Below are 22,581 nucleotides of genomic sequence, written 5' to 3' on the forward strand. Positions count from 1 at the left end.
TTAAAGCGTGTTGTCCAGGTTCAGGTGGATGTTGTCGATCAGGCGCGTAGTGCCCAAGTAGGCCGCGACCAGAATGACCAGATCCCGGTCACTGGTTTGCGCGGGCAGTAACGTCGTTGCGTGGCGAACTTCCAGATAATCCACTCGCAACCCGATGGCTTCAAGGTGGGCCACCTGTTGGGTCACCAGCGTGGCGTAGTTGCGTTCACCGGCTTTGATGGCGTCTGCCATTTCGCGCAGGTGGCGATACAGGGCGGGCGCCAAGGCACGCTGCTCTTCATTCAGGTAGCCATTGCGCGAGGACAAGGCCAAACCGTCTTCGGCGCGTACAGTCGGTTCGCCGATGATTTGGACGGGCATGTTCAGGTCGAGCACCATGGCGCGAATAACGGCCAATTGCTGGTAGTCCTTCTGACCAAAGATCGCCAGGTCGGGCTGAACCATGTTGAACAGTTTGTTGACGACCGTGGTGACGCCATCGAAATGCCCAGGGCGGCGGCTGCCGCAGAGCTCATTGCTCAATTGAGCCGCAGTGACGCGGGTTAGCCCCGTCATCCCGTGGGGGTACATTTCATCCACCGTTGGAGCAAACAGCAGGTTACAGCCTGCTTGCAGGAGTGTTTCCTGATCGGCGGCGAGGGTGCGGGGGTAGGTGTCGAGGTCTTCGTTGGCCCCAAACTGCAGGGGGTTGACGAAAATGCTCGCGACCACGAAATCGACCTGCTGCGCCGCCTTGCTGACTAGCGCGGCATGGCCGCTGTGCAAGTTGCCCATAGTCGGTACCAGGCCGATTTGTTTGCCTTCGCTACGTGCACGAGCGATGGCTGCGCGCAACTCGCGAACGGTTTTTACTGTGTTCATGCAGAGAATCCGTGTTCGGTGCCAGGAAAGCTGACGGCTTTGACTTCAGCGACGTAGGCGCTGAGGGCCGATTGAATGTCAGGTTGGCCGGCCATGAAATTTTTCACGAATTTAGGCACGCGGCCAGTCAAGGACAAGCCAAGCATGTCATGCAGCACCAACACTTGACCGTCGGTATCACTGCCGGCGCCGATGCCGATCACCGGGATTTTCACCGCGTGGGTGATTTCTTTCGCCAGTTCGCTTGGCACGCATTCGAGCAGCAACATGGCGGCACCGGCTTGTTCCAGTGCAATCGCATCTGCACGCATCTGGCGTGCCTGGTTTTCGTTACGGCCTTGTACCTTGTAACCGCCCAATACGTTTACCGTCTGTGGCGTCAGGCCCATGTGTGCGCACACAGGAATGCCGCGCTCAGTCAGCAGGCGGATGGATTCGGCCAACCAGACGGCACCTTCGACCTTGACCATGTGCGCGCCCGCCCTCATGAGTTGCGCGCTGTTGTTCAGCGTTTGCTCAAGGGTGGCGTTCGCCATAAAAGGCAGATCGGCGAGTATCAGGGCGTCCTGATTGCCGCGTTTAACGCACGCCACGTGATACGCCATGTCATCGTTGGAAACAGGCAGGGTGCTGTCATGCCCTTGCAAGACCATGCCCAGGGAGTCGCCCACCAGTAACACTTCTACACCGACCTGGTTGCAGGCATGTGCGAAGGTGGCGTCATAGCACGTCAGCATGGTGATTTTTTCACCTTTTTGCTTAAGGCTTTGCAGGGTGGTCAGGGTAATAGCTGGCATGAAAAGGATCCTCGTCAGGCAGTGCGATAACCACTGCGAGCAACGCGCGTGATTCATCGTTATAAGCAGGCGCACCTTTATAGAGGTGCTAAACGGCCTGCTTTTCACATTGCGCCACCGGGTAGGTGGCAGCGGGATGCCTATAGTCGTGACGAGGACACGGGAAGTCAATTAGAGGTGTTACCGCCGATGTGTTACCGCGCTAATTGATTCGATTCAGCTAACCCGGGCAGGCGCTCAAGACCGACAAAGGGGCAGTCTTTGAGGAGTTGTTCAAGGCTGCGGCCATCGGCCAGTTTGAGCGAAGCGGGCGCCAGCTCGGCCAAGGGGTACAGCACGAAAGGACGGGCGTGCATGTGGTAATGCGGGACCTTGAGGCGAGGCTCGTCGATCAGTTGATTGCCGAACAGCAGGATGTCGAGGTCCAGCGTGCGCGGCCCCCAACGCTCAAGTCGCTCACGGCCTTGGTCGTTTTCGATGGCTTGCAAAGCATCGAGCAGCTCAAGGGGGGCCATGTGAGTCTCGATGGTTGCCACTGCGTTGGTGTAACGCGGTTGGCCTGGCAGCAGGGAGTCGCTTTGATAGAACGCTGAGACCCCGACAAACACCGAGTTGGGCAGTTGCGCAATCGCTTCTACCGCGTTGCGCAATTGCTCGGCCGGGTCAGCCAGATTGCTGCCCATTCCAATGTAGATGCGTTCCATCACTTATTCGTCGGCGCCAGCGCTGCGTTTGCGCTTGTTAGCGCCTGTGCGGCGGCGTTTACGCGGTGCAGGGCCAGTGCCATCGTCCTTGGCGTTGCTCAGGTCGCGAATCATGTCGCGACGGCCACTGTCGTTGGCATCCTGATAGTCGGTCCACCATTCGCCCAGGCCGTTGGTCTGCTCGCCAGCGCTTTCACGCAACAGCAAAAAGTCGTAACCGGCACGGAAGCGCGGATTGTCGAGCAGCATGTCGGCACGTTTGCCGCTGCGACGCGGCAGACGCTCTTGCATGTCCCAAATTTCGCGAATCGGCATTGTGAAGCGCTTGGGAATTGCAATGCGCTGGCACTGTTCGGCGATCAGTTCGTGCGCGGCTTCTTGCATGGCAGGAATAGGCGGCATGCCTTGGTCTTGCAGGCGCAAAATACGGGCGGGCAGAGCAGGCCACAACAGGGCTGCAAACAGGAACGCGGGGGTCACCGGTTTACCCTGCTTGATTCGCAGATCTGTGTTGCGCAACGCTTCGCTGATCAAGGTGTGGGTGTAGGTCGGGTTGTGCTCCAGAGCTTCGGCACTGGCCGGGAACAAGGGGTCGAACAATTCAAGGTCGACCAGCATCTCGAAGGTGTCGCAGGCGTTACCGGAGAGGAAGAGCTTGAGCACTTCTTCGAACAGGCGAGCCGACGGGATTTCGCGCAGCATGGGGGCCAGCTCGCGGATCGGCGCGGCGGTGTGTTTTTCAATCCCGAAGTTCAGCTTGGCGGCAAAACGTACCGCCCGCAGCATGCGCACCGGGTCTTCCTGGTAACGCTGTTGCGGATCGCCAATCAGGCGCAGCAGGCGATTGCGGATGTCGTGTACACCATTGGCGTAATCGAGAATGCGCTCGCTGACCGGGTCGTAATACAGGGCATTGATCGTGAAGTCGCGACGTTGGGCGTCTTCTTCGAGGGTGCCGTAGACGTTGTCGCGCAAAATACGCCCGCTTTCGTTACGCGAGGACTGGTTGCTGTCTTCCTCTTCGTCGTTTTGCGGGTGATTGGCACGGAAGGTCGCTACCTCGATGATTTCGCGCCCAAAGTGGATGTGCACCAACTTGAAGCGACGACCGATGATTCGCGCATTGCGAAATTCGGCACGCACTTGTTCTGGCGTAGCGCTGGTGGCCACGTCAAAGTCTTTGGGCGTGATGTTGAGCAGCATGTCGCGTACGCAGCCGCCGACCAGATAAGCCTGGTAACCGGCGTTTTGCAGGCGTTCGACAATGTTGACCGCGTAGCGGCTGAACTGGGCACGTTGCAGCGAATGTTGGCTGCTGTTGAGCACTTCAGGGGTGCTGCGCAGTTGTTGCGTACGACGCTTGGGAGAACGGAATGACTGGAACAGCTTCTTCAGCATGGGATGCACTGTTTGAAGGAATGTTCGGCCAAAACGAAGAATGACCGCATGATGGGCGGGGATTCTAGCATTTAGTCAGGGGATGGTGTAGGACGCGTAGCCTGTCGATTGCCTCTAGTGGCCCTGGTCGTTGCGAGAGTACCGGGCCAGACGGGCTGTAAAATTTTCTGAATGTCAGGAACCACAAGGGGAGCCGAAGCTCCCCCAGAATTAGTTGCGTGCTCTATTTTTATTATTGGTTGCGGGCTTTTTGTTTTTGTTAATTGCCCTGGTTACCCAAGTTTTACCTGTGTAACCCTCCCAATCGGGAGATAAGAGCAAACGGATTGCTTTGGTCGCTGTGTTGATGTGATCAGTGATCCAACTAGTTCAGGCTCTGCTTTAAGTGCAGTTTTTGTTGTTCTCTGCCTAGTCGTGGGGCAAGCCCCAATGACAACACCTCTCCAAAAGAATCAGTTAGCTGCGCCTCCGCCGTGTTGTTCTTGTTATGCGTGAGCCGATACGTCTTATTTTTATTGTGTGTTGCTGTGATTCTTATTGTTCTTGTACGAATACATATAGCAGGGGTCGTGCCAACTTTTGTCCGGCCTAGCAAAATAAGGGGCTTTCTGGGTTTTCATGTTTTTTAGCGCAAAAAAAAGCCGGGCCTTCGTTACCGTAAGACCCGGCTTTTGTTACGTGATTAGCGTGCGGTAACAGTTTTTTCACCGTCGGCCGTGTTGTCTGTCACGTTACCCTTCGCTGGTGACACCGGTTTTTCTGCGTGGAATACCCAGGCGCTGGCGCCGTTCCCACAAGCATTTACGACTCACGCCCAGTTTTCGCGCCAGTTCGGTCTCCGTCATATGGTCCTGATGCTCAAGCACAAAGTGCTGGAAGTAGTCTTCCAGTGACAGGTCTTCAGTCGGGTCATGGCTGGTGTTACCGCTACTGATGCCCTGTTGTGGGCCCAGGCCGATAAAGTCGTCGTCTTGCAGATCGCTCAACTCGATGTCGATGCCCAGCAGTTCGGCTGAAATTTCCGGGCTTTCGCACAGAATCACAGCACGCTCTACGGCGTTTTCCAGTTCTCGTACGTTGCCTGGCCACGTGTAATGTCGAATGGCTTGTTCGGCATCGGGAGCAAACTTCAAGTCGGTGCGACCCACTCGGGCACTTTGACGGGCGAGGAAGGCATGGGCGATTTCGTTTACGTCCGGGCCACGTTCACGCAATGCCGGTAACTTGAGGGCAATGACGTGCAGGCGGTAGTACAAGTCTTCACGGAACTGGCCGATTTTGGCCAGGCTCTTGAGGTCACGGTGGGTGGCCGCGATCAGGCGCACATCGACCTTTTGCGATTGCACCGAACCCACACGGCGAATTTCGCCCTCTTGTAACACCCGCAGCAGACGGGCTTGTGCTTCCAGTGGCAGCTCACCAATTTCATCAAGGAACAAAGTGCCGCCATCGGCCGCTTCAACCAAGCCCGCACGGCCGGCGCTGGCGCCGGTGAAGGCCCCTTTTTCGTGGCCGAACAACTCAGATTCAATCAACGACTCAGGAATCGCCGCGCAGTTAACCGAGATCATCGGCGCTTTGGCGCGCTTGGACAGGTTATGCAGCGCGCGGGCCACCAGTTCTTTGCCGGTACCGGACTCACCCTGGATCAGGACATTGGAGTCGGTGGGCGCCACTTTGCGGATCTTGCTGTACAGATCCTGCATAGGCGGGCATGAACCGATGATGCCGATTTCGCCATTACAGTTATCGATCACGCTTTTATCGGCGCCCGACGCTTTGGCTGGGCGCTCGGCAGGCTGGCTTTGAGCGTTTTGGCGATCACGCAAAATACGTGCGACGGCTTGCAGCATCTCATCGTGATCAAACGGTTTGGCGATGTAGTCGACGGCGCCCATTTTCATCGAGTCAACCGCTGAGCGCAGGCTGGCATAGCTGGTCATGATCAGCACCGGTTTGCCTTCGCCCAGCTTGATCAGCTCGGTGCCAGGCGCCCCTGGCAAGCGCAGATCGCTGACAATCAGGTCGAACGAGGGAATGCTGAAACGCTCTTGAGCTTCCTGCACCGAGCCTGCTTCGCTGACCTGGTACTGATTACGCTCCAACAAACGGCGCAACGCGGAGCGGATGATTGTTTCGTCTTCGACGATCAAAATATGCGGCATTGATTCAGTTCTCTCGACGGTCTCAGTTCACAGCGGACGTCGCTTCGACATGGCGCGGTAGTGTCACCCGGATACGGGTTCCGCGCTGGCTTTGAATGTCAGCCGGGCTGTCGATGGTGATTTGTCCATAATGCTCTTCAACGATGGAATAGACCAGTGCAAGGCCCAGACCGGTGCCTTCCCCAGGGTCTTTGGTGGTGAAGAACGGTTCGAACAGGCGGTCCATGATGTTCTTCGGAATACCCGTGCCCTCGTCCTCTACGATCAGGTCGACGGTGTGTTCGCTGGCTTCGCTTTTGACCCGTACGGCGCTGCCGGCAGGGCAGGCGTCGCGGGCGTTGGACAGCAAATTGATCAGCACTTGCGCCAGACGCTGTGGATCACCTTCGACCCAGTGGTCGGGATCGCACAAGTTATAAAACTGCACTTCAAAATTGCGCCGGTTCAAGGCCAGTAGACCGATGGCATCCTGAGCCACCTCTGCCAGACAAACGGGCTCGTCCGTGTGCTGATGGCTGCCCGCGTGAGCGAAACTCATCAAGGACTGCACAATGCGTGAGATACGTTTGGTTTGCTCAAGGATCTGGCCGCTGATTTCTGTCAGCTCGCTGTCATCTTCGCGTTCTTCACGCAGATTCTGCGCCAGGCAGGCGATCCCGGTGACAGGGTTGCCGATTTCATGGGCAACCCCTGCCGCCAGACGGCCGATGCTTGCCAGTCGCTCCGAATGCACGAGTTTGTCTTCGAGCATTTGGGTTTCAGTGAGGTCTTCGACTAGCAGTACCAAGCCACTGTTGCCGGGCGCCAACGGTTCGTCGATGGCGGCCTTGTGCAGGTTTAGCCAACGGGTTTGACCGTCCAGGGCCAGGTGTTGTTTGTGCAAGTGCTCATCGGGCAGCTCAATAAAACCCTGCAACAGCTGGCGCCAGGGATCACCCAGCGTATTAAGGCGCGAACCCACCACGCGCTGAGCCGGGATGCCGGTCAGCTCTTCCATGGCTTTGTTCCACATCAGGATCTCTTGGTCCTTGGCCAGTGAGCACACGCCCATCGGCAACTCTTGCAGTGTTTGGCGATGGTAACGACGTAAGGCGTCGAGTTCGGCCGCCAGACCGGTGAGGCGTGAGTGGTAGTCCTCTAGCCGACTTTCAATGAAGTGAATGTCTTCGGTGACGTAGTTTTCGCCGCCTGACTTGTAGGGCAAGAAGGTTTCGACCATATCCTGAGCGACGCTGGGGCCCATCAACCCGGAGAGGTTGGCTTCGATACGGTCGCGCAAGCGGCGCAAGGCATACGGGCGGCGTTCGTCGAAGGGTAGATAAAGGTCGCGCAAGGCTTGCTCGACTTCTTTTTGCGCGGCCTTGGCTCCCAATGGCTTGGCCAGTTGGGTGGCGAACTCTTGTGGCGAGGCAGCATGCAGTTCACGTCGCTGCGGGCGGCGCACGTTATCTACCGCACAGGCTTCAGCAGCGCTGGCTTCTTCTGTGCTGGCGTTGGTGAACAACGAAATCAAGGTGAACATCAGTACGTTGGCGGCCAGTGACGCAATGGCAGCCATGTGCCAACTGGTGTCGTCCAGCACGTAGATCATGTCCAGCCACGGAATGTAGAAGCCCTGAAAGTTGCCAATCAGCGGAAGCAGCATGCTGATCATCCAGACCGCGATGCCCGCGAGCAGTCCGGCGATAAAGCCGCGACGGTTGGCGGTTGGCCAGTACAAGACAGAGAGTACGCCCGGCAGAAATTGCAGGGTGGCGACAAACGCGACGATGCCAAGGTTGGCCAGGTCTTGTTCGGCGCCCAGCAACAAGTAAAAGCCATAACCGGCCATGATGATGGCGACGATCAGGGCGCGGCGCGTCCATTTCAGCCAGCGGTAGATGTTGCCTTCCGCCGGTGGCTGATAAAGCGGCAGCACCAAGTGATTCAAGGCCATGCCCGAGAGCGCCAGCGTGGTCACAATAATCAGCCCGCTGGAAGCGGATAAGCCGCCGATATAAGCCAGCAAGGCCAGCGATTTACTGTTGGCTGCAATGCCAATGCCCAGGGTGAAATATTCGGGGTTGGTGGTCGCGCCCAGCTTTAGTCCGGCCCACAAAATGAGCGGCACCGCGAGGCTCATCAGCAGCAGGAACAACGGCAGGCCCCAGCTGGCGCTGACCAGCGCCCTGGGGTTGAGGTTTTCGGTGAAGGTCATGTGATACATGTGCGGCATCACAATGGCCGAGGCAAAAAACACCAGCAGCAGAGTACGCCACGGGCCTTCTTGCAGGGGGGTATGCAAAGAGGCCAGTGCGGTCTGATTTTGTTGCAGCCACACCTCAAGTTGTTGCGGGCCATCGAATACGCCGTATAGCGCATAGAGGCCCACCCCGCCGATGGCGAGCAGCTTGATGACGGACTCAAACGCGATGGCGAAGACTAGCCCTTCGTGTTTCTCGCGCGTCGCGATGTGCCGGGAGCCGAAGAAGATAGTGAACAGCGTGATCATGGCGCAAAAGCTGAGTGCGACACGGTGTTGCACGGGTTCGCGGGTGAGGATGCTGATCGAGTCTGCCACGGCCTGGATTTGCAGGGCTAACAGCGGTAGCACGCCAATCAGCATAAAGATGGTGGTGAGCGCGCCGGCCCATGTGCTGCGAAATCGGAAAGCAAATAAGTCGGCGAGCGAGGACAGTTGGTACGTGCGAGTGATTTTCAGAATGGGGTAAAGCAGTACAGGCGCTAGAAGAAAAGCCCCTGAAACGCCGAGGTAACTGGAGAGGAATCCGTAACCGTATTCGTAAGCCAGCCCCACCGTGCCATAAAACGCCCAGGCACTGGCATAGACACCCAGTGACAGGGTGTAGGTCAGCGGGTGACGAATAATGGCGCGCGGGATCATCCCGCGTTCACTGATCCAGGCCACACCGAACAGCACCAGCAGGTACGCGGCGCTGACGAGCACCATCTGGGTCAGGCTAAAGCTCATCGGCATCTTTTTGGCTCTGAAGAATAAAGGTCACCACGATCAGAATCAGCCAGAGCAGGTAGGGCCGATACCAGGCACCTGTCGCATTGATCCACCAATCCATGATGGCTGGGGAAAACAGATAGATCCCGACCACCAGCAACAGGACCAATCGATAGATATACATCCTGGCCTCACTTTTACGGGCCGCATGCCCAAAAACGTGCGGCGATGGTAACGGATGGCTGGCAACCTGCAAGAGGTGTCAGCGTAATTGCGCTTCTTGCAAGATGAGCGCGCGCGGGATCAGCCCGGCGTCCCAGTGCGCTATGCCCCAGTCTAGAACCTCACGCGGGCTTGCGTGCGCAAGGCTATCGTCAGTGGTCTGGCCCAACGCGCGCAGGGCACGTAACAGCAACGGCGTGGCTTGCTCGGGCGTCAGGGGGGGCGAGCGGTAGGACTTGCCCAGTTTGTGGCCGTCGGGTTGCACGATCAGCGGCACATGCAGGTAGCGCGGTTGTGACAATCCCAGCAGCTCTTGCAGGTAAAGCTGGCGCGGTGTTGAGTCCAGCAAGTCGGCGCCGCGCACGATATCGGTAACACCTTGGGCGCCATCATCGAGTACCACCGCTAACTGGTAGGCATACAGCCCGTCGCGGCGGCGAATGATGAAGTCGCCGACCTCGCGTCCTACATGTTGGCCATACATGCCTTGTACGCGATCGGTGAAGGCGTAGTGCAGTTCAGGCACCCGCAAGCGGATGGCGGCGTTTTCCATCGGGTGGCCGGCGTTCCGGCAAAAGCCGGGATAGATACCGTTGTAGCCTTCGAGCTGTTTACGCGAGCAGGTGCAGGCATAGGCCAGGCCTTGGCTGAATAATTTATCCACAACCTGGGCGTAAGCCTCGTGACGTTCGCTTTGGCGTATCAACGTCCCATCCCATTCAAAGCCATAGCGCTCAAGGGCCTGCAGAATGGCCGTTTGGGCGCCGGGCATTTCACGCGGGGGATCGAGGTCTTCCATGCGCAGCAACCAGCGGCCACCCATTGAGCGGGCGTCAAGATAAGAGGCGAGGGCAGCGACCAGTGAGCCAAAGTGCAAATGGCCACTGGGGGTTGGGGCGAAGCGCCCGATGTAAGAGGGGTTTGAGCAAGGAGCGGTCATTGCATAATTCCGTAGCAACTGCCGAAGGCTGCGTCAGAGTGCGAAGCGATGGTGGACCCAGCGTGCAAGAGTCGCCCGACACCGCGCAGAGCCTGACGTTACGACGACAGCGTCATCGTACCCAACCTTTGGTTGTTGCCACGGTACGCGGTCATATCGCAAAAACAAAAATGGGGCGTTCGCACGCCCCATTTGGTCAAGCCAGCGGTTATTTGCCGACTTGTTTTTCCTTGATTTCAGCCAAGGTTTTGCAGTCTACGCACATGTCAGCAGTCGGGCGTGCTTCGAGTCGGCGAATACCGATCTCAACGCCACAAGACTCGCACCAGCCGTATTCTTCGTCTTCGATCAATTGCAGCGTCTTGTCGATTTTCTTGATCAGCTTGCGCTCGCGATCGCGTGCACGCAGTTCCAGGCTGAATTCTTCTTCCTGGCTAGCACGGTCGGCCGGGTCAGGAAAGTTTGCCGCTTCGTCTTTCATATGATCAACGGTGCGGTCGACTTCCTGCATCAAGTCCTGTTTCCACTTTTGCAGAATCTTGGTGAAGTGCTTGCGCATGGGCTCGCCCATGTACTCTTCACCCTTCTTTTCAACGTAGGGTTCGAAGCCGCTAAGTTGACTATTCTGTTGCTTTGCTTGTGTGGGCATGAAATGGACCGCCTCTCATTCTTCTAATCCATTGCGCAGGATTGCAACATCACCGACACCTGCCGGCCCTGCGGCTGCAAGCGGGCGAACTTACCAGATCAAATCGGGCCGCGCTACTCCCTGTTGTCTGGCCTGTGGCCGATGATTGTGTACAACGCCTGTGGTGCTTGAGATTAATGGCTGAATATTAATTTTAGTCGAGCTGTGACCGGGGCTTGCGCCGTTTGGTTCTACTCACGCTGGCGTTAAGACTGTATTTAGCTCTCCCTTGAGCACGGGCTTGGGTAGAATCGGGCTTTTGCTTACCCAGGAAGGCAGGCTCATGGCTCAGTCTTACAGTGCGCGAAGCCGCGCAATCGAACCGTTCCACGTGATGGCATTATTGGCCCGAGCCAATGAGTTGCAAACGGCGGGGCACGATGTAATTCACCTGGAGATCGGTGAGCCTGACTTCACCACCGCCGAGCCAATCATTGCGGCAGGGCAAGCGGCGTTGGCGGCGGGTAAAACCCGCTACACCGCGGCCCGCGGCCTGCCCGAGCTGCGCCAAGCTATCTCGGGGTTTTATCAGCAACGCTACGGGCTGGATATTGACCCTGAGCGAATTCTGATTACTCCAGGTGGGTCAGGCGCACTGCTTTTAGCCAGCAGCCTACTGGTAGATCCGGGAAAGCATTGGCTACTTGCTGATCCTGGCTACCCCTGTAACAGACATTTCCTGCGTCTGGTTGAAGGCGCTGCGCAATTGGTGCCCGTCGGTCCGGAGGTGCGCTACCAACTGACCGCCGACCACGTTGAGCGTTATTGGGATCAAGACAGCGTGGGTGCCTTGGTCGCGTCGCCTGCCAACCCCACTGGCACCCTGTTGAGTCGTGAAGAGTTGACGTCGTTGTCAGCGGCGGTAAAGGCGCGTAACGGGCATTTGGTGGTCGATGAGATCTATCACGGCCTGACCTACGGGTGTGACGCACCGAGTGTGCTGGAGGTTGATGACAGCGCTTTTGTACTTAACAGTTTTTCCAAGTATTTCGGTATGACCGGCTGGCGCCTGGGATGGTTGGTGGCGCCACCGCAAGCCGTCGCAGATCTCGAAAAACTGGCACAAAACCTCTACATCAGTGCGCCAAGCATGGCGCAATACGCCGCGTTGGCCTGCTTTGAGCCACAGACGCTGGCCATTTTGGAGGAGCGTCGCGCCGAGTTCGGCCGTCGTCGTGATTTCTTGCTGCCCGCATTGCGTGAGCTAGGGTTCGGGATCGCAGTAGAGCCCGAAGGCGCGTTTTACCTGTATGCCGACATCAGCGCATTTGGGGGCGATGCCTTCGCGTTTTGCCGACATTTCCTGGAAACGGAGCACGTAGCCTTCACGCCGGGCCTTGATTTTGGCCGTTTCCAGGCGGGGCACCATGTGCGCTTTGCCTACACCCAAAGCCTGCCACGCCTACAGCAAGCGGTTGAGCGCATTGCGCGTGGCTTACAGAGCTGGAAAGCCTGATGCTTTTTTCTCCAGCGTTGGAAGAAGGGCGCTTGATCAAGCGCTACAAGCGTTTCTTGGCCGACATCGAAACTGCCGACGGTGAGTTGATGACCATCCACTGCCCGAACACCGGATCCATGCTTAATTGCATGGTCGAGGGTGGGCAGGTCTGGTTCAGTCGCTCCAATGACCCAAAGCGCAAGCTGCCGGGCACGTGGGAAATCAGCGAGACGCCACAAGGGCGGTTGGCGTGTGTGAACACCGGGCGCGCCAATCGCTTGATTGAAGAGGCGTTACTGGCCGGTCAGATCAGCGAACTCAAGGGTTTCACCGCGCTCAAGCGTGAAGTGGCATACGGGCAGGAAAACAGCCGGATTGATTTTCGCCTGGAGTACTCCGACGGTTTTGCGTTTGTTGAAGTCAAGAGTGTGACCTTGGGGTTTGAGGGCTCGCGTATCGCTGCCTTTCCGGATGCGGTCACACAACGGGGTGCCAAACACTTACGTGAACTTGCGAGTTTGGCGCGTGAAGGCGTGCGAGCCGTGCAACTGTATTGCGTCAATCTTACGGGGGTCGATGCGGTGCGACCGGCGCAAGAAATTGATCCCGGTTACGCGGCCGCATTACGCGAAGCAGTCGCAGCTGGCGTGCAAGTGCTGGCTTACGGCGTAAGCCTTACACCTGAAACGGTTGTGGTAGACCGCCGCTTAGCAGTCATCCTCTGACGCGTCATCGCTAATCCATATGCCTTGACTGTCTTCACGGCAGTCAATGGCTGTCAGAAATTGCCCGGCGCAAGGCCCGGCAACGCATTCGCCAGACTCAATCAAAAATAAGGCCGCGTGTGTCGCGCATTTAATCAGGCTGGCACTTTCATCAAGGAACTGATCGGGCTGCCATTCCAACCTGACGTGGCGGTGTGGGCAGCGATTTTTATAGGCGTAGACCTGCCCTTCGCGACGGACGATAAACAAGTCCAACTCAGGCGTGTCGACGCTGCGGCTGCAACCTTCGCTCAATTCGTGTGAGTGACATAACAACTTCATTGCAATCCTTAATAGCACCTGATGCGAGCGTTGAGGGCGCTGGTGAGAGCGAGTTAAATGGTTGACGTGCAAATGCAAACAATTATCAAATGGCCCGCTGTACTTCGATGTGTTGTTTCAACGGTGCGGGATTTTCACGTATCCCGCTGAGTTCTCTTTTCAAGGAACGCCTCTGTATGCGCTTGAGTATCCGCCTGATTACGCTCTGTGCAGGCCTTTTGATCAGTCACCTCGGCTCAGCTGCCGAACTGCCACAACGCTGGGTCAGTGCCGGTGGCGCACTCTCGGAGTGGGTGAGCACATTGGGTGCGGAGTCTAAATTGGTGGGGGTCGATACCACTAGCCAACATCCTGAATCACTTAAATCGCTACCTAGCATCGGTTATCAACGTCAGCTCTCGGCGGAGGGTATTTTGAGCCTGAGGCCGGATGTATTGATTGGCACCGAAGAGATGGGGCCAGCTGAAGTGTTGAAGCAAATTCGCAGTGCTGGCGTGCCCGTTGAGATGTTCTCGGCACAGCCTGAGCTGAGTGCTTTGCAGTCTAACCTTGCGCATTTAGGGCTTTTGTTGGGTGACGAGGCTCATGCGGCGCAGGTGTTTGCGGGCTATCAAAACCAGTTGGAGCAGCAACAAGCTCAGGTCAAGCACGTACAGGCCAAGCACAAGGCACCGGGTGTTTTGCTGTTGCTGGGGCATGCAGGCGGAAAACCCATGATTGCAGGGAAGGACACCGCAGCCGACTGGCTGTTGACGCAAGCCGGAGGTCATAACCTTGCGACACACACCGGTTACAAACCTTTTTCAGTTGAGGCTTTAGCGGGGCTCAATCCCGAGGTGCTGGTGTTTGCTGACCGCAGTTTGAGTGGGGATGCCGCCCGCGCAGCGCTCTTGAAAGAAAACCCGGTTTTGGCGTCGATTCGCGCGGCTAAAACCGGGCGCATTTATGAAGTTGATCCGACGCTGCTGGTGGGGGGGCTGGGGCCACGTTTGCCGGACCGTCTCAAACAGCTTACGGCTGAGTTTTACCCTGCGACCTCGGTTGCTCCATGAGGACGTTGGTAAAGCCCCGTCCTTTGTTTATAGGGTTGGGCATGTTGTGCCTACTGGCGACCTGGCTGTCGTTGGCACTGGGGCCAGTGAGCCTGCCGCTCTTTGACACCTTGCGCGCAGCATTGCGCTTGCTCGGTATGCCCATCCAGGGCGAAGGCTTGGAGCAGGCTGAGTTGATCCTAGGCCAGATCCGTGTGCCGCGTACCTTATTGGGTTTGGCGGTGGGCGGTGTGCTGGCGCTCTCGGGCGTTGCCATGCAGGGCTTGTTTCGAAACCCTTTGGCCGATCCAGGTTTGGTGGGCGTGTCCAGTGGCGCCGCGCTGGGTGCGGCTATCGCCATTGTTGGCGGCTCAGCCTTTGGCGGTTTGCCAGACGTCCTCGGGCCTTATGTGTTGTCGTTAAGCGCGTTTCTCGGCGGGTTGGGCGTCACGGCGCTGGTTTACCGTTTGGGGCGGCGTAATGGCCAGACGAATGTCGCCGTTATGTTGCTTGCCGGTATCGCTTTGACTGCCTTGGCCGGTTCCGCGGTGGGGCTTTTTACCTATCTGGCGGATGACGCGACCCTTCGCACGCTGACCTTCTGGAATTTAGGCAGTTTGAATGGCGCCAGTTACGCGCGACTGTGGCCGTTACTACTGGTCACTGCGGGCGTTGCGCTTTGGTTGCCTCGCCGGGCAAACGCATTGAATGCGCTGCTGTTGGGTGAGTCGGAGGCCAACCATTTGGGCATTGATGTGGAAGGGCTCAAGCGTGAACTGGTGTTTTGTACGGCTTTGGGTGTGGGGGCTGCTGTGGCAGCGGCCGGTATGATCGGTTTTATTGGTTTGGTGGTGCCGCACCTGGTGCGGCTGCTGGCGGGTCCCGATCACCGTGTGCTATTGCCTGCGTCTGTAATGGCGGGCGCCAGCTTATTGTTGTTCGCGGACCTGATTGCACGTTTGGCGCTGGCGCCCGCCGAATTGCCGATAGGCATTGTGACGGCTTTTCTGGGTGCACCGTTCTTCCTCTATTTATTACTGCGAGGCCGTCACTGATGTTGCGAACGGAGAACTTGCACATTTGTCGCAACCATAAAATGGTGCTGTCGGATGTCACGCTTGAGGTTCGTCCGGGGGAAGTGCTCGGCGTGCTGGGGCCTAATGGCGCAGGTAAGAGCACACTGTTGGCTGCTCTGTGCGGGGAGCTGGCGCCAACGCAGGGGCAGGTATGGCTTGATCATCAGGCCTTGAATCAGTGGAAAGGCCCCCAGCGCGCTCAGCGACTGGCCGTCTTGCCGCAAACGTCGACGCTGGACTTCGCGTTTCGAGTTGAAGAGGTGGTGGGCATGGGCCGTTTGCCCCACCAGACGGGTCATGTTCGCGATGCCGAAATCGTGCATGAGGCCCTGAAAGCCGCTGACGTAGAACATTTGGCCGGGCGCAGTTACCTGGCGTTATCGGGTGGGGAGCGTCAGCGGGTGCATCTGGCGCGTGTGTTAGCGCAGTTGTGGCCGGGGCAGGGCGGGCAAACCTTGTTGCTGGATGAACCCACGTCAATGCTGGACCCTTTGCACCAGCACACCACACTCAAAGCTATCCGTGCCTTTGCCGACCGCGGCGCGGCGGTGTTGATCATCTTGCATGACTTGAACCTGGCCGCGCGGTATTGCGATCGATTACTGCTGTTGGAGGACGGCCAACCGCGTGCTTTAGGCTGTCCGCAAGGCGTGTTGCAGCCAGAGTTACTCAAAGCTGTGTTTGGCTTGGATGTGTTGGTTCAGCCTCACCCTGAGCTAGGGCACCCGTTGATTATTGCGCGCTGAAATAAGGCATCGGCGTTAAGGCTTTTACTGTTCGACAGGCAAAAAAAGACCCGGCAAGAGCCGGGTCAAATAACCGTGATTAGCCTGATGAGGAGATTTTCTGAGAGTCCGAACCAAGGGCCTTCCAGAAGATCGGCTGGTCTCGCGACCAGATGGCGTAATAATAACAATTCTCATTACGCTGTCAACACCTGTTTATCGACTTTCTTTGCGCGCCCTAAAAACTGTCAGGCTTTGCGCGTGGGCGATAAAACGTCCACCTGTTTATTCAAGGCTTCTTTGCGATCCACAGGAATGTCATTCCAGTGCACATCCAGCAAAGCGCCCTCAATCGCATAAAGCAGCACTTTAGATGCTCTAAACCCGCGCGCTTTGACGGCGCGATAGGCATCGACTGCGCCCAAGCGTTTCAAATCTGAAGCGCTATGAATACCTACAGCGTGTAGCCATTGCGCCGACGTCTTTCCAAGATTTCTCAAGTTCTGGAGTTCATCATTCATCAAGCCTCCTTGCGACGGCACGCGCAGTGTTTACGGGACTAAGCCAGTCTTACAGGAGTGTAGCGCTCGGTAGGAAAACCGCAGTTCTTTAGTCGGTTTTGGAACAAGTAGGCATTTTGAAATGTGTTTTTTGGTTGTTGGATACAACCAAAGAAGGGCTGAAAGTATTTAGGTAGAGCGGCTGAATGTCAGCGACAGGCAAGTCCACGCCGACGCAAAAAGCGTAGGACTCGATGTCGTATTTTCCTACTTTGTGCGGTAGCGCAACCGCGTGCCGAAGTTGACAGACATGAGAATTTCATCGGCGGTCAATTCAACCGGGAAGTAAGCGCCGGAAATCTGCGCGTGGGCCAGGCTGGCGCCTTCAATGCAGGTTGTGCGCAGATCGAGTCCGCGCAAATCAGCAGAGCGGAAATAACCGTCTGTGAAATCGACATCCTGAGCATTCAGTTCGCGCAGGTCGAGCCCTCGAAAGTCTCCACCGGACATGTCGATAGGGCCTTGTGGGCGCTCTTGGTTAAATGCGCGGATATCGTCCTTGTGCAACAAGGCGTAAAGCGCAGAATCAAGCAGTCGTGGGCGGCTCATGGTTGCGTCTCCTGTTGGATTTATGACGCCATTATAGTGCCACTATTGCGAGGCCGTGAAACCCTTGCGGTTTCGCGGCCTAATTTAGCGATTAAAGGCCGGGTAAGCGTTGACGAATATCTGCGATCAATGTGTCCAGGCTTTTACTGTTGTGGGTTTCAACGTGCTTGCTGCGTAGCGCTTCGTCTGCGCCGAGTGGCTCGCGGCTTGTCTGTTGCGCGCGTACCACCTCAAGGGTGGCGTCTGAGGGGTCCTTTCCTTCGGACTGGCGATGAGCTAGCCATCCTTCGATCACTGCATCGGGTGCCGTGCAGTCGAGGATCAAGCAAGGCACACCCGTGGACTCGGCCACGCTGGCAGCAGCGTCACGCTGATCACGCTTGAGGTAGGTGGCATCAATGACCACCGGGAAACCTGCACGCAGCACGGTTTCTGCCAATTCGTGCAGTTTTTTGTAAGTGCTGACGCTTGCGTCGGCATTGTAGATCCCTTGGCCTACAGCATTTTCAGCCTTTTGCTCACCAAACAACTGCTTGCGGATGACATCAGAGCGCAATCGAATCGCACCCAAAGACTCAACCAGACGCATGGCAACCGAGCTTTTACCCACTGCCGAAACGCCGTGCGTGATGGCGAGGAAGCGTGAAGGAATAGTGCTGTAGCTTTCTGCCAGGTTGGCGTAGTTGCGGTACTGGCGCAGCGTGGCGGCGCGTTGCACCGGGCTGGCTTCGGCCGGCATGCTGAACAGACTGACTTTGGCGCGCACCAGGGCGCGATAGGCTTTATAGAAGTTGAGCAGTTCAAGGCCCTGATAGTCGCCTGTCAGCTCCAGGTATTGGCTGACAAAACGACGCGCCAGACATTTCAGACCACGGTCTTCGAGGTCCATTGCCAGGAAGCCGACATCGCCGTAAACATCGGTGAAACGGAAGGGTTCGTTGAACTCAATACAGTCGAAGATCACCACGTTGCCATCAATCATGGTGGCGTTACCCAGGTGAATATCACCGTGACATTCGCGGATGAAGCCTTGGACTTTGCGCTGCTCCAGCAAAGGCTTGAGGCGGATAAAGCTGGCTTCAGCCCACGCTTGAAGCGCGTCCAGTTGCTGTAGGTCTGCTTTATCTGTCAGGAAAGGTCGAATTTGATCGAAGTTTTGGCGCACTGGCTCCATCACCGCTTCAGGCGTGCCTTGATAGTGCTCAAGTGGCACGTGAGGCGCATGCGCATGGAAGTGAGCAATTTGTTGCGCCATTTCGTCGATGTGAGCGGCAGTCAGCTCGCCATTGGCCTGCAATGTGCTGAGCAGTTGGCTCTGTGGGAATTGGCGCATTTTCAGCGCATATTCGATGACAGGACCATCGCCAGCCAATACGGGGGCTTCAGCTGTGCCCGTAATCGGCACAACGTCCAGGTACAAACCTTTAGTCAGACGCTGGTTCAAGCGCAGCTCTTCGTTGCAAAAGAACTGACGTTTGGCTAGGTCGGTGAAATCGAGAAAGCCAAAATTAACCGGTTTTTTCAGCTTGTAGGCGTAAGGGCCGGTGAGGATCACCCAGGAAATGTGCGTTTCGATGACCTGAAACCCATCAACTTCATGTGGGTATAGGTTCGGGTTCTGTAGCGCGGCGATCAGGTTCTGGCTCACGATTGATCCTTCAAGGCTGGGAAAATTCAATGGGCCATTATGGCTGTTGACAGCGGTACTGCAAACCGCCGGGCTGCGCATGATGAACATGAATAAAGTGCGTATAATCCGCCGCCATGACTCGTACCCGATCCCCTCGTTCCCGTTCCAAACGTCCTGCTCGCGGCGGCCTTCGCCCATGGCTGGGCTGGGCGCTTAAGCTCAGTCTGGTCGGCCTGGTTGTGCTGGCAGGTTTTGCCGTTTACCTCGACGCTATCGTTCAGGAGAAATTCTCCGGTAAGCGCTGGACTATCCCGGCCAAGGTTTACGCCCGGCCTCTGGAGCTGTTCGTCGGCCAAAAGCTGAGCAAGAACGACTTCCTGACGGAACTCGATGCTTTGGGTTACCGGCGTGAAAACGCGATCAGTGGCCCTGGCGCGGCGTCCGTGAATGGCAATACGGTTGACCTCAACACCCGCGGTTTTCAGTTTTATGAAGGCGCTGAGAAAGCGCAGCCGGTGCGTGTGCGTTTTTCTGGCGATTATGTGGCTGAGCTATCGGCGTCCAACGGCTCCAAACTGCCAGTGGTGCGTCTTGAGCCGCTATTGATTGGCGGGCTTTACCCCAAGAACCTTGAAGACCGCATTCTGATCAATATCGATCAAGTGCCGCCGTTTCTGCTGGAAACGCTGGTGACGGTTGAAGATCGTGATTTTTACCATCACTTGGGCGTTTCGCCGAAGTCGATTGCCCGTGCTATTTGGGTCAACTCATCCTCCGGGCAAATGCGTCAGGGCGGCAGTACGCTCACGCAGCAGTTGGTCAAAAACTTCTACCTGACTAATGAGCGCAGCCTGAGCCGCAAGCTGACCGAAGCGATGATGGCGTTACTGCTGGAGTTGCATTACGACAAGCGGGAGATCCTTGAGGCTTACCTCAACGAGGTTTTTGTCGGCCAGGACGGTCAGCGTGCGGTGCATGGTTTTGGTCTGGCCAGTCAGTTCTTCTTCAGTCAGCCATTGGCGGAACTCAAGCTGCACCAAGTGGCGCTATTGGTGGGAATGGTCAAAGGGCCCTCGGCTTATAACCCGCGTCGTTATCCGGAACGTGCGCTTGAGCGACGTAATTTGGTACTCGACTTGCTGGAGCAGCAGGGCGTGGCAACCGCGGAGCAAGTGGCAGCGGCCAAGAAAATGCCTCTGGGTGTGACCAAGCGCGGCAGTTTGGCCGACAGTTCTTTCCCAGGCTTTCTTGATTTGGTGAAGCGTCAGTTGCGTGAAGATTATCGCGACGAAGATTTGACCGAAGAGGGGCTGCGAATTTTCACTAGCTTTGACCCGATTTTGCAAATGAAGTCCGAAGCTGCCGTGGGCGAAACCTTCAAGCGTCTGGCTGGGCGCAAAGGTGCTGATGAAGTTGAAGCAGCCATGGTGGTGACCAACCCGGAGACCGGTGAAGTCCAGGCTTTGATTGGCAGTCGTGTGCCAGGTTACGCGGGCTTCAATCGTGCGCTGGATGCGGTACGTCCGATTGGCTCATTGATTAAGCCCGCCGTGTATTTGACGGCTCTTGAGCGCCCGAGTCAGTACACACTGACCAGTTGGTTGTCAGACGAACCGTTGTCGATTAAAGGTGCGGACGGGCAAGTCTGGAAACCTCAGAACTATGACCGCCGCTCTCATGGCACGGTTTTCCTTTATCAGTCGATGATGAACTCCTACAACTTGGGCACTGTGCGTCTGGGTCAGGAAGTGGGGGTGCCGAATGTACTCAAGACCCTGGCGCGGCTGGGTGTGGAGCGCGAGTTTCCGGCGTTCCCTTCCATGTTGTTAGGGGCTGGCGCACTCAGCCCGATGGAAGTGGCGACGATGTATCAGACCTTGGCCAACGGTGGCTTTAATACGCCGATGCGCGGGATTCGCAGTGTGTTGACGGCCGAAGGCGAACCGCTCAAGCGCTACCCGTTCCAGATCCAGCAGCGCTTTGATCCGGGCTCGATCTACCTGATTCAAAACGCTATGCAGCACGTGATGCGTGAAGGCACCGGGCGCTCGGTTTACAACGTATTGCCCAAAAGCCTCGCGTTGGCGGGTAAAACGGGCACCAGTAACGATTCGCGTGACAGCTGGTTTGCAGGGTTCAGTCAGGATGTGTTGGCCGTCGTTTGGCTGGGGCGTGATGACAACGGCAAAACACCGTTCACGGGTGCAACGGGTGCTTTGCAGGTATGGACCAGCTTTATGAACAAGGCCGATCCATTGCCGCTGGACATGCCGCAGCCGGATAACATCGTGCAAGCCTGGATTGACCCGCATACCGGGCAAGGGTCTGATGCCAACTGCCCTGGAGCGGTGCAGATGCCGTATATTCGCGGCAGTGAACCGCCAGCGGGTGCCAGTTGCGCAGCGCAAACGCCTGCAACCGGTGACGCTGTGATGGATTGGGTCAAGGGCTGGTTGAATTAAGCAAAGAGGGTTTGACGTGAATAAGTGGTGGTTTCCGGCTGTAACAGCCCTGGCTTTGCTCAATGGTTGCGCCAGCGTGCCGCAGGGTTCAATCCCTGTGGTCGACTCAGGTGTACCGGTGTCGAATAACGAACGTATTTCGGCCCAGCGCACGGCCGGGAATTACCCGCAAGCAGCTGCGCCACGTGCTGCGCAGTCTCAGGCAATTGCTCAGGACTCGGGTGTGGTCGTGATGATTCCGGGTGGTGGTGCGGCAGTGTCGACCCCGATCAGCACCGAACCGTTTACGCCGGGGCCGATTACTCCCGGCCCTGCAGCGGCGCCAATCAGTACCGGCAGTTACACGCCGGGGGCTGCCTACAGCGCACCGACACCGATTACGCCAAGTGGAATCCCGTCTAACAGTGGCGGGCTGGCGGCCGATGAACAACTGGATGGTCCGGTGCTGGCGCTGCTTACAACGGCTCAACAGCAACAAGCCACGGGCGACTTGAATGGTGCCTCATCCAGTCTTGAGCGAGCGCAACGTGTCGCGCCCCGTGAACCGCAGGTGCTCTATCGACTGGCGCAAGTTCGTATGGCGCAAGGGGACGCGGCTCAGGCCGAGCAGTTTGCGCGTCGCGGTTTGACATTCGCCAATGGACGACCCGATTTGCAAGCCAGCCTGTGGGGGTTGATTGCACAAGCGCGTGATAAACAAGGTGATGCCGCTGGCGCTGCATTGGCTCGTCAAAAAGCCAAGGTAAGTCTGTGATGGATGCCCGCTTTCCCCTAATCGCTGAACAGTTGTTGTTGATTGAGCGTGAGTTGCGCTTACAGGGCTGGTGGGACGCGGAGTCCCCCGGCGCCAACGCGCTGTGCAGTGTCGAGCCTTTTTCGGTGGATAAGCTGGACTTCCATCAGTGGTTGCAATGGATTTTTCTGGTAAGGATGAAGCAGATTCTTGAGCAGAATCTACCACTGCCCAACGCGTCGGGAATTCTTGAAATGGCCGAAATGGTGTATGCCGATCGGCCGCAAGAGAGCCTTGGTCTGCGTGACGCGCTGAAAAAAATCGACCAATTGATCGTCGACGCTCGTTAATTGCCTGACGGCCCGCTTTTTCGGCAGTCGTGCGCATATTTCTACCGCTTTGCGCCATTCACGCGAGTTTTATCCCTCACCAAACCCATTTATTTCATGTTCAGATGCGCGTAGTTGGAAAAAAGCGCAATTTTTACTTGACTTGGATGGGGTGAATGAGAAGAATCGAAAGTCCGCTGTAGAGGGACTGCCAGAAGCAGGCCCTCTCAGCAGATCATGAGGCGCACACCCGCGCCGACCTGTTACACCCGCA

Annotated in this window: 21 protein-coding genes; 8 read left to right on the forward strand and 13 right to left on the reverse strand. The window is 56.9% G+C overall.

Annotated features, from left to right (window positions below):
* From panC to dksA, 9 genes are all read right to left on the reverse strand, one after another.
* A complete protein-coding gene (panC, locus tag TU86_RS19785) occupies window positions 1-861 on the reverse strand; it encodes a pantoate--beta-alanine ligase (protein ID WP_048366018.1) in 861 nt (286 codons plus the stop codon).
* Window positions 858-1,658 (reverse strand): 3-methyl-2-oxobutanoate hydroxymethyltransferase, encoded by an 801-nt coding sequence (panB, locus tag TU86_RS19790; RefSeq protein ID WP_048366019.1) that lies wholly within the window; start codon window positions 1,656-1,658, stop codon window positions 858-860. Before panB ends, panC begins: the two co-directional genes overlap by 4 nt.
* 194 nt (window positions 1,659-1,852) lie before the next feature.
* On the reverse strand, window positions 1,853-2,362 hold the full coding sequence (gene folK / locus TU86_RS19795) for a 2-amino-4-hydroxy-6-hydroxymethyldihydropteridine diphosphokinase (RefSeq protein ID WP_048366020.1): 510 nt from the start codon (window positions 2,360-2,362) through the stop codon (window positions 1,853-1,855).
* Between the two features lie 3 nt (window positions 2,363-2,365).
* Window positions 2,366-3,760 carry a polynucleotide adenylyltransferase PcnB gene (locus TU86_RS19800; protein ID WP_048366021.1) on the reverse strand — a complete coding sequence of 465 codons (1,395 nt, stop codon included), beginning with the start codon at window positions 3,758-3,760 and terminating at the stop codon, window positions 2,366-2,368.
* 731 nt (window positions 3,761-4,491) lie between these two features.
* The gene (locus TU86_RS19805) at window positions 4,492-5,925 is read right to left on the reverse strand and encodes a sigma-54-dependent transcriptional regulator (RefSeq protein ID WP_048366022.1); all 1,434 of its coding nucleotides are present in this window, start codon (window positions 5,923-5,925) and stop codon (window positions 4,492-4,494) included.
* Between the two features lie 22 nt (window positions 5,926-5,947).
* Window positions 5,948-8,902: a sensor histidine kinase gene (locus TU86_RS19810; RefSeq protein WP_162207812.1), complete on the reverse strand. Its 2,955-nt coding sequence runs from the start codon at window positions 8,900-8,902 to the stop codon at window positions 5,948-5,950.
* The gene (locus TU86_RS22835) at window positions 8,886-9,062 is read right to left on the reverse strand and encodes a hypothetical protein (RefSeq protein WP_047277492.1); all 177 of its coding nucleotides are present in this window, start codon (window positions 9,060-9,062) and stop codon (window positions 8,886-8,888) included. The genes TU86_RS19810 and TU86_RS22835 overlap by 17 nt, the downstream gene beginning before the upstream one ends.
* A gap of 78 nt (window positions 9,063-9,140) precedes the next feature.
* On the reverse strand, window positions 9,141-10,040 hold the full coding sequence (gene gluQRS / locus TU86_RS19820) for a tRNA glutamyl-Q(34) synthetase GluQRS (protein ID WP_048366024.1): 900 nt from the start codon (window positions 10,038-10,040) through the stop codon (window positions 9,141-9,143).
* A gap of 208 nt (window positions 10,041-10,248) precedes the next feature.
* Window positions 10,249-10,689 (reverse strand): RNA polymerase-binding protein DksA, encoded by a 441-nt coding sequence (gene dksA, locus TU86_RS19825; protein WP_003439669.1) that lies wholly within the window; start codon window positions 10,687-10,689, stop codon window positions 10,249-10,251.
* Between the two features lie 322 nt (window positions 10,690-11,011).
* Between dksA and TU86_RS19830 the strand changes: the two genes are divergently transcribed.
* Both TU86_RS19830 and sfsA read left to right on the forward strand, forming a co-directional pair.
* The gene (locus TU86_RS19830) at window positions 11,012-12,184 is read left to right on the forward strand and encodes a pyridoxal phosphate-dependent aminotransferase (protein WP_048366025.1); all 1,173 of its coding nucleotides are present in this window, start codon (window positions 11,012-11,014) and stop codon (window positions 12,182-12,184) included.
* Window positions 12,184-12,891, forward strand: a complete 708-nt coding sequence (sfsA, locus tag TU86_RS19835; RefSeq protein ID WP_048366026.1) for a DNA/RNA nuclease SfsA — start codon at window positions 12,184-12,186, stop codon at window positions 12,889-12,891. Before TU86_RS19830 ends, sfsA begins: the two co-directional genes overlap by 1 nt.
* Here the strand turns inward: sfsA and TU86_RS19840 are convergent.
* Window positions 12,874-13,212 carry a Rieske (2Fe-2S) protein gene (locus TU86_RS19840; protein ID WP_048366027.1) on the reverse strand — a complete coding sequence of 113 codons (339 nt, stop codon included), beginning with the start codon at window positions 13,210-13,212 and terminating at the stop codon, window positions 12,874-12,876. The two genes, sfsA and TU86_RS19840, sit on opposite strands and share 18 nt — an antisense overlap.
* A 176-nt stretch (window positions 13,213-13,388) precedes the next feature.
* Here TU86_RS19840 and TU86_RS19845 point away from each other — a divergent pair, with 176 nt between their 5' ends.
* From TU86_RS19845 to TU86_RS19855, 3 genes are read left to right on the forward strand one after another with little or no spacing between them, the layout of a single operon-like run.
* Window positions 13,389-14,264: a heme/hemin ABC transporter substrate-binding protein gene (locus TU86_RS19845; protein WP_048366028.1), complete on the forward strand. Its 876-nt coding sequence runs from the start codon at window positions 13,389-13,391 to the stop codon at window positions 14,262-14,264.
* Complete coding sequence (locus TU86_RS19850) at window positions 14,261-15,298, forward strand: FecCD family ABC transporter permease (RefSeq protein WP_048366029.1); 1,038 nt, start codon at window positions 14,261-14,263, stop codon at window positions 15,296-15,298. Before TU86_RS19845 ends, TU86_RS19850 begins: the two co-directional genes overlap by 4 nt.
* A gap of 44 nt (window positions 15,299-15,342) precedes the next feature.
* Window positions 15,343-16,065, forward strand: coding sequence for a heme ABC transporter ATP-binding protein (locus tag TU86_RS19855; RefSeq protein ID WP_420850456.1), 723 nt, complete (start codon window positions 15,343-15,345; stop codon window positions 16,063-16,065).
* A 227-nt stretch (window positions 16,066-16,292) separates the two neighbouring features.
* On the opposite strand, the gene TU86_RS19860 is transcribed toward TU86_RS19855, so the two are convergent.
* The 3 genes from TU86_RS19860 to TU86_RS19870 all read right to left on the reverse strand — a co-directional run bounded on the left by TU86_RS19860 (window position 16,293) and on the right by TU86_RS19870 (window position 18,801).
* The gene (locus TU86_RS19860; RefSeq protein ID WP_048366031.1) at window positions 16,293-16,565 is read right to left on the reverse strand and encodes a TfoX/Sxy family protein; all 273 of its coding nucleotides are present in this window, start codon (window positions 16,563-16,565) and stop codon (window positions 16,293-16,295) included.
* Between the two features lie 246 nt (window positions 16,566-16,811).
* A complete protein-coding gene (locus TU86_RS19865) occupies window positions 16,812-17,153 on the reverse strand; it encodes a pentapeptide repeat-containing protein (RefSeq protein ID WP_048366032.1) in 342 nt (113 codons plus the stop codon).
* 91 nt (window positions 17,154-17,244) lie between these two features.
* Window positions 17,245-18,801, reverse strand: a complete 1,557-nt coding sequence (locus TU86_RS19870) for a bifunctional aminoglycoside phosphotransferase/ATP-binding protein (RefSeq protein WP_048366044.1) — start codon at window positions 18,799-18,801, stop codon at window positions 17,245-17,247.
* A gap of 116 nt (window positions 18,802-18,917) precedes the next feature.
* On the opposite strand from TU86_RS19870, the gene mrcB reads away from it, so the two are divergent.
* The 3 genes from mrcB to TU86_RS19885 are packed head-to-tail and all read left to right on the forward strand — an operon-like array spanning window position 18,918 to window position 22,328.
* The gene (mrcB, locus tag TU86_RS19875; RefSeq protein ID WP_048366033.1) at window positions 18,918-21,245 is read left to right on the forward strand and encodes a penicillin-binding protein 1B; all 2,328 of its coding nucleotides are present in this window, start codon (window positions 18,918-18,920) and stop codon (window positions 21,243-21,245) included.
* 16 nt (window positions 21,246-21,261) lie between these two features.
* The gene (locus TU86_RS19880) at window positions 21,262-21,999 is read left to right on the forward strand and encodes a tetratricopeptide repeat protein (RefSeq protein WP_048366034.1); all 738 of its coding nucleotides are present in this window, start codon (window positions 21,262-21,264) and stop codon (window positions 21,997-21,999) included.
* On the forward strand, window positions 21,999-22,328 hold the full coding sequence (locus TU86_RS19885) for a YqcC family protein (RefSeq protein WP_048366035.1): 330 nt from the start codon (window positions 21,999-22,001) through the stop codon (window positions 22,326-22,328). The genes TU86_RS19880 and TU86_RS19885 overlap by 1 nt, the downstream gene beginning before the upstream one ends.
* Window positions 22,329-22,581 lie beyond the last annotated feature (253 nt).

It is taken from the genome of Pseudomonas weihenstephanensis, assembly GCF_001043055.1.
GTDB lineage: Bacteria > Pseudomonadota > Gammaproteobacteria > Pseudomonadales > Pseudomonadaceae > Aquipseudomonas > Aquipseudomonas weihenstephanensis.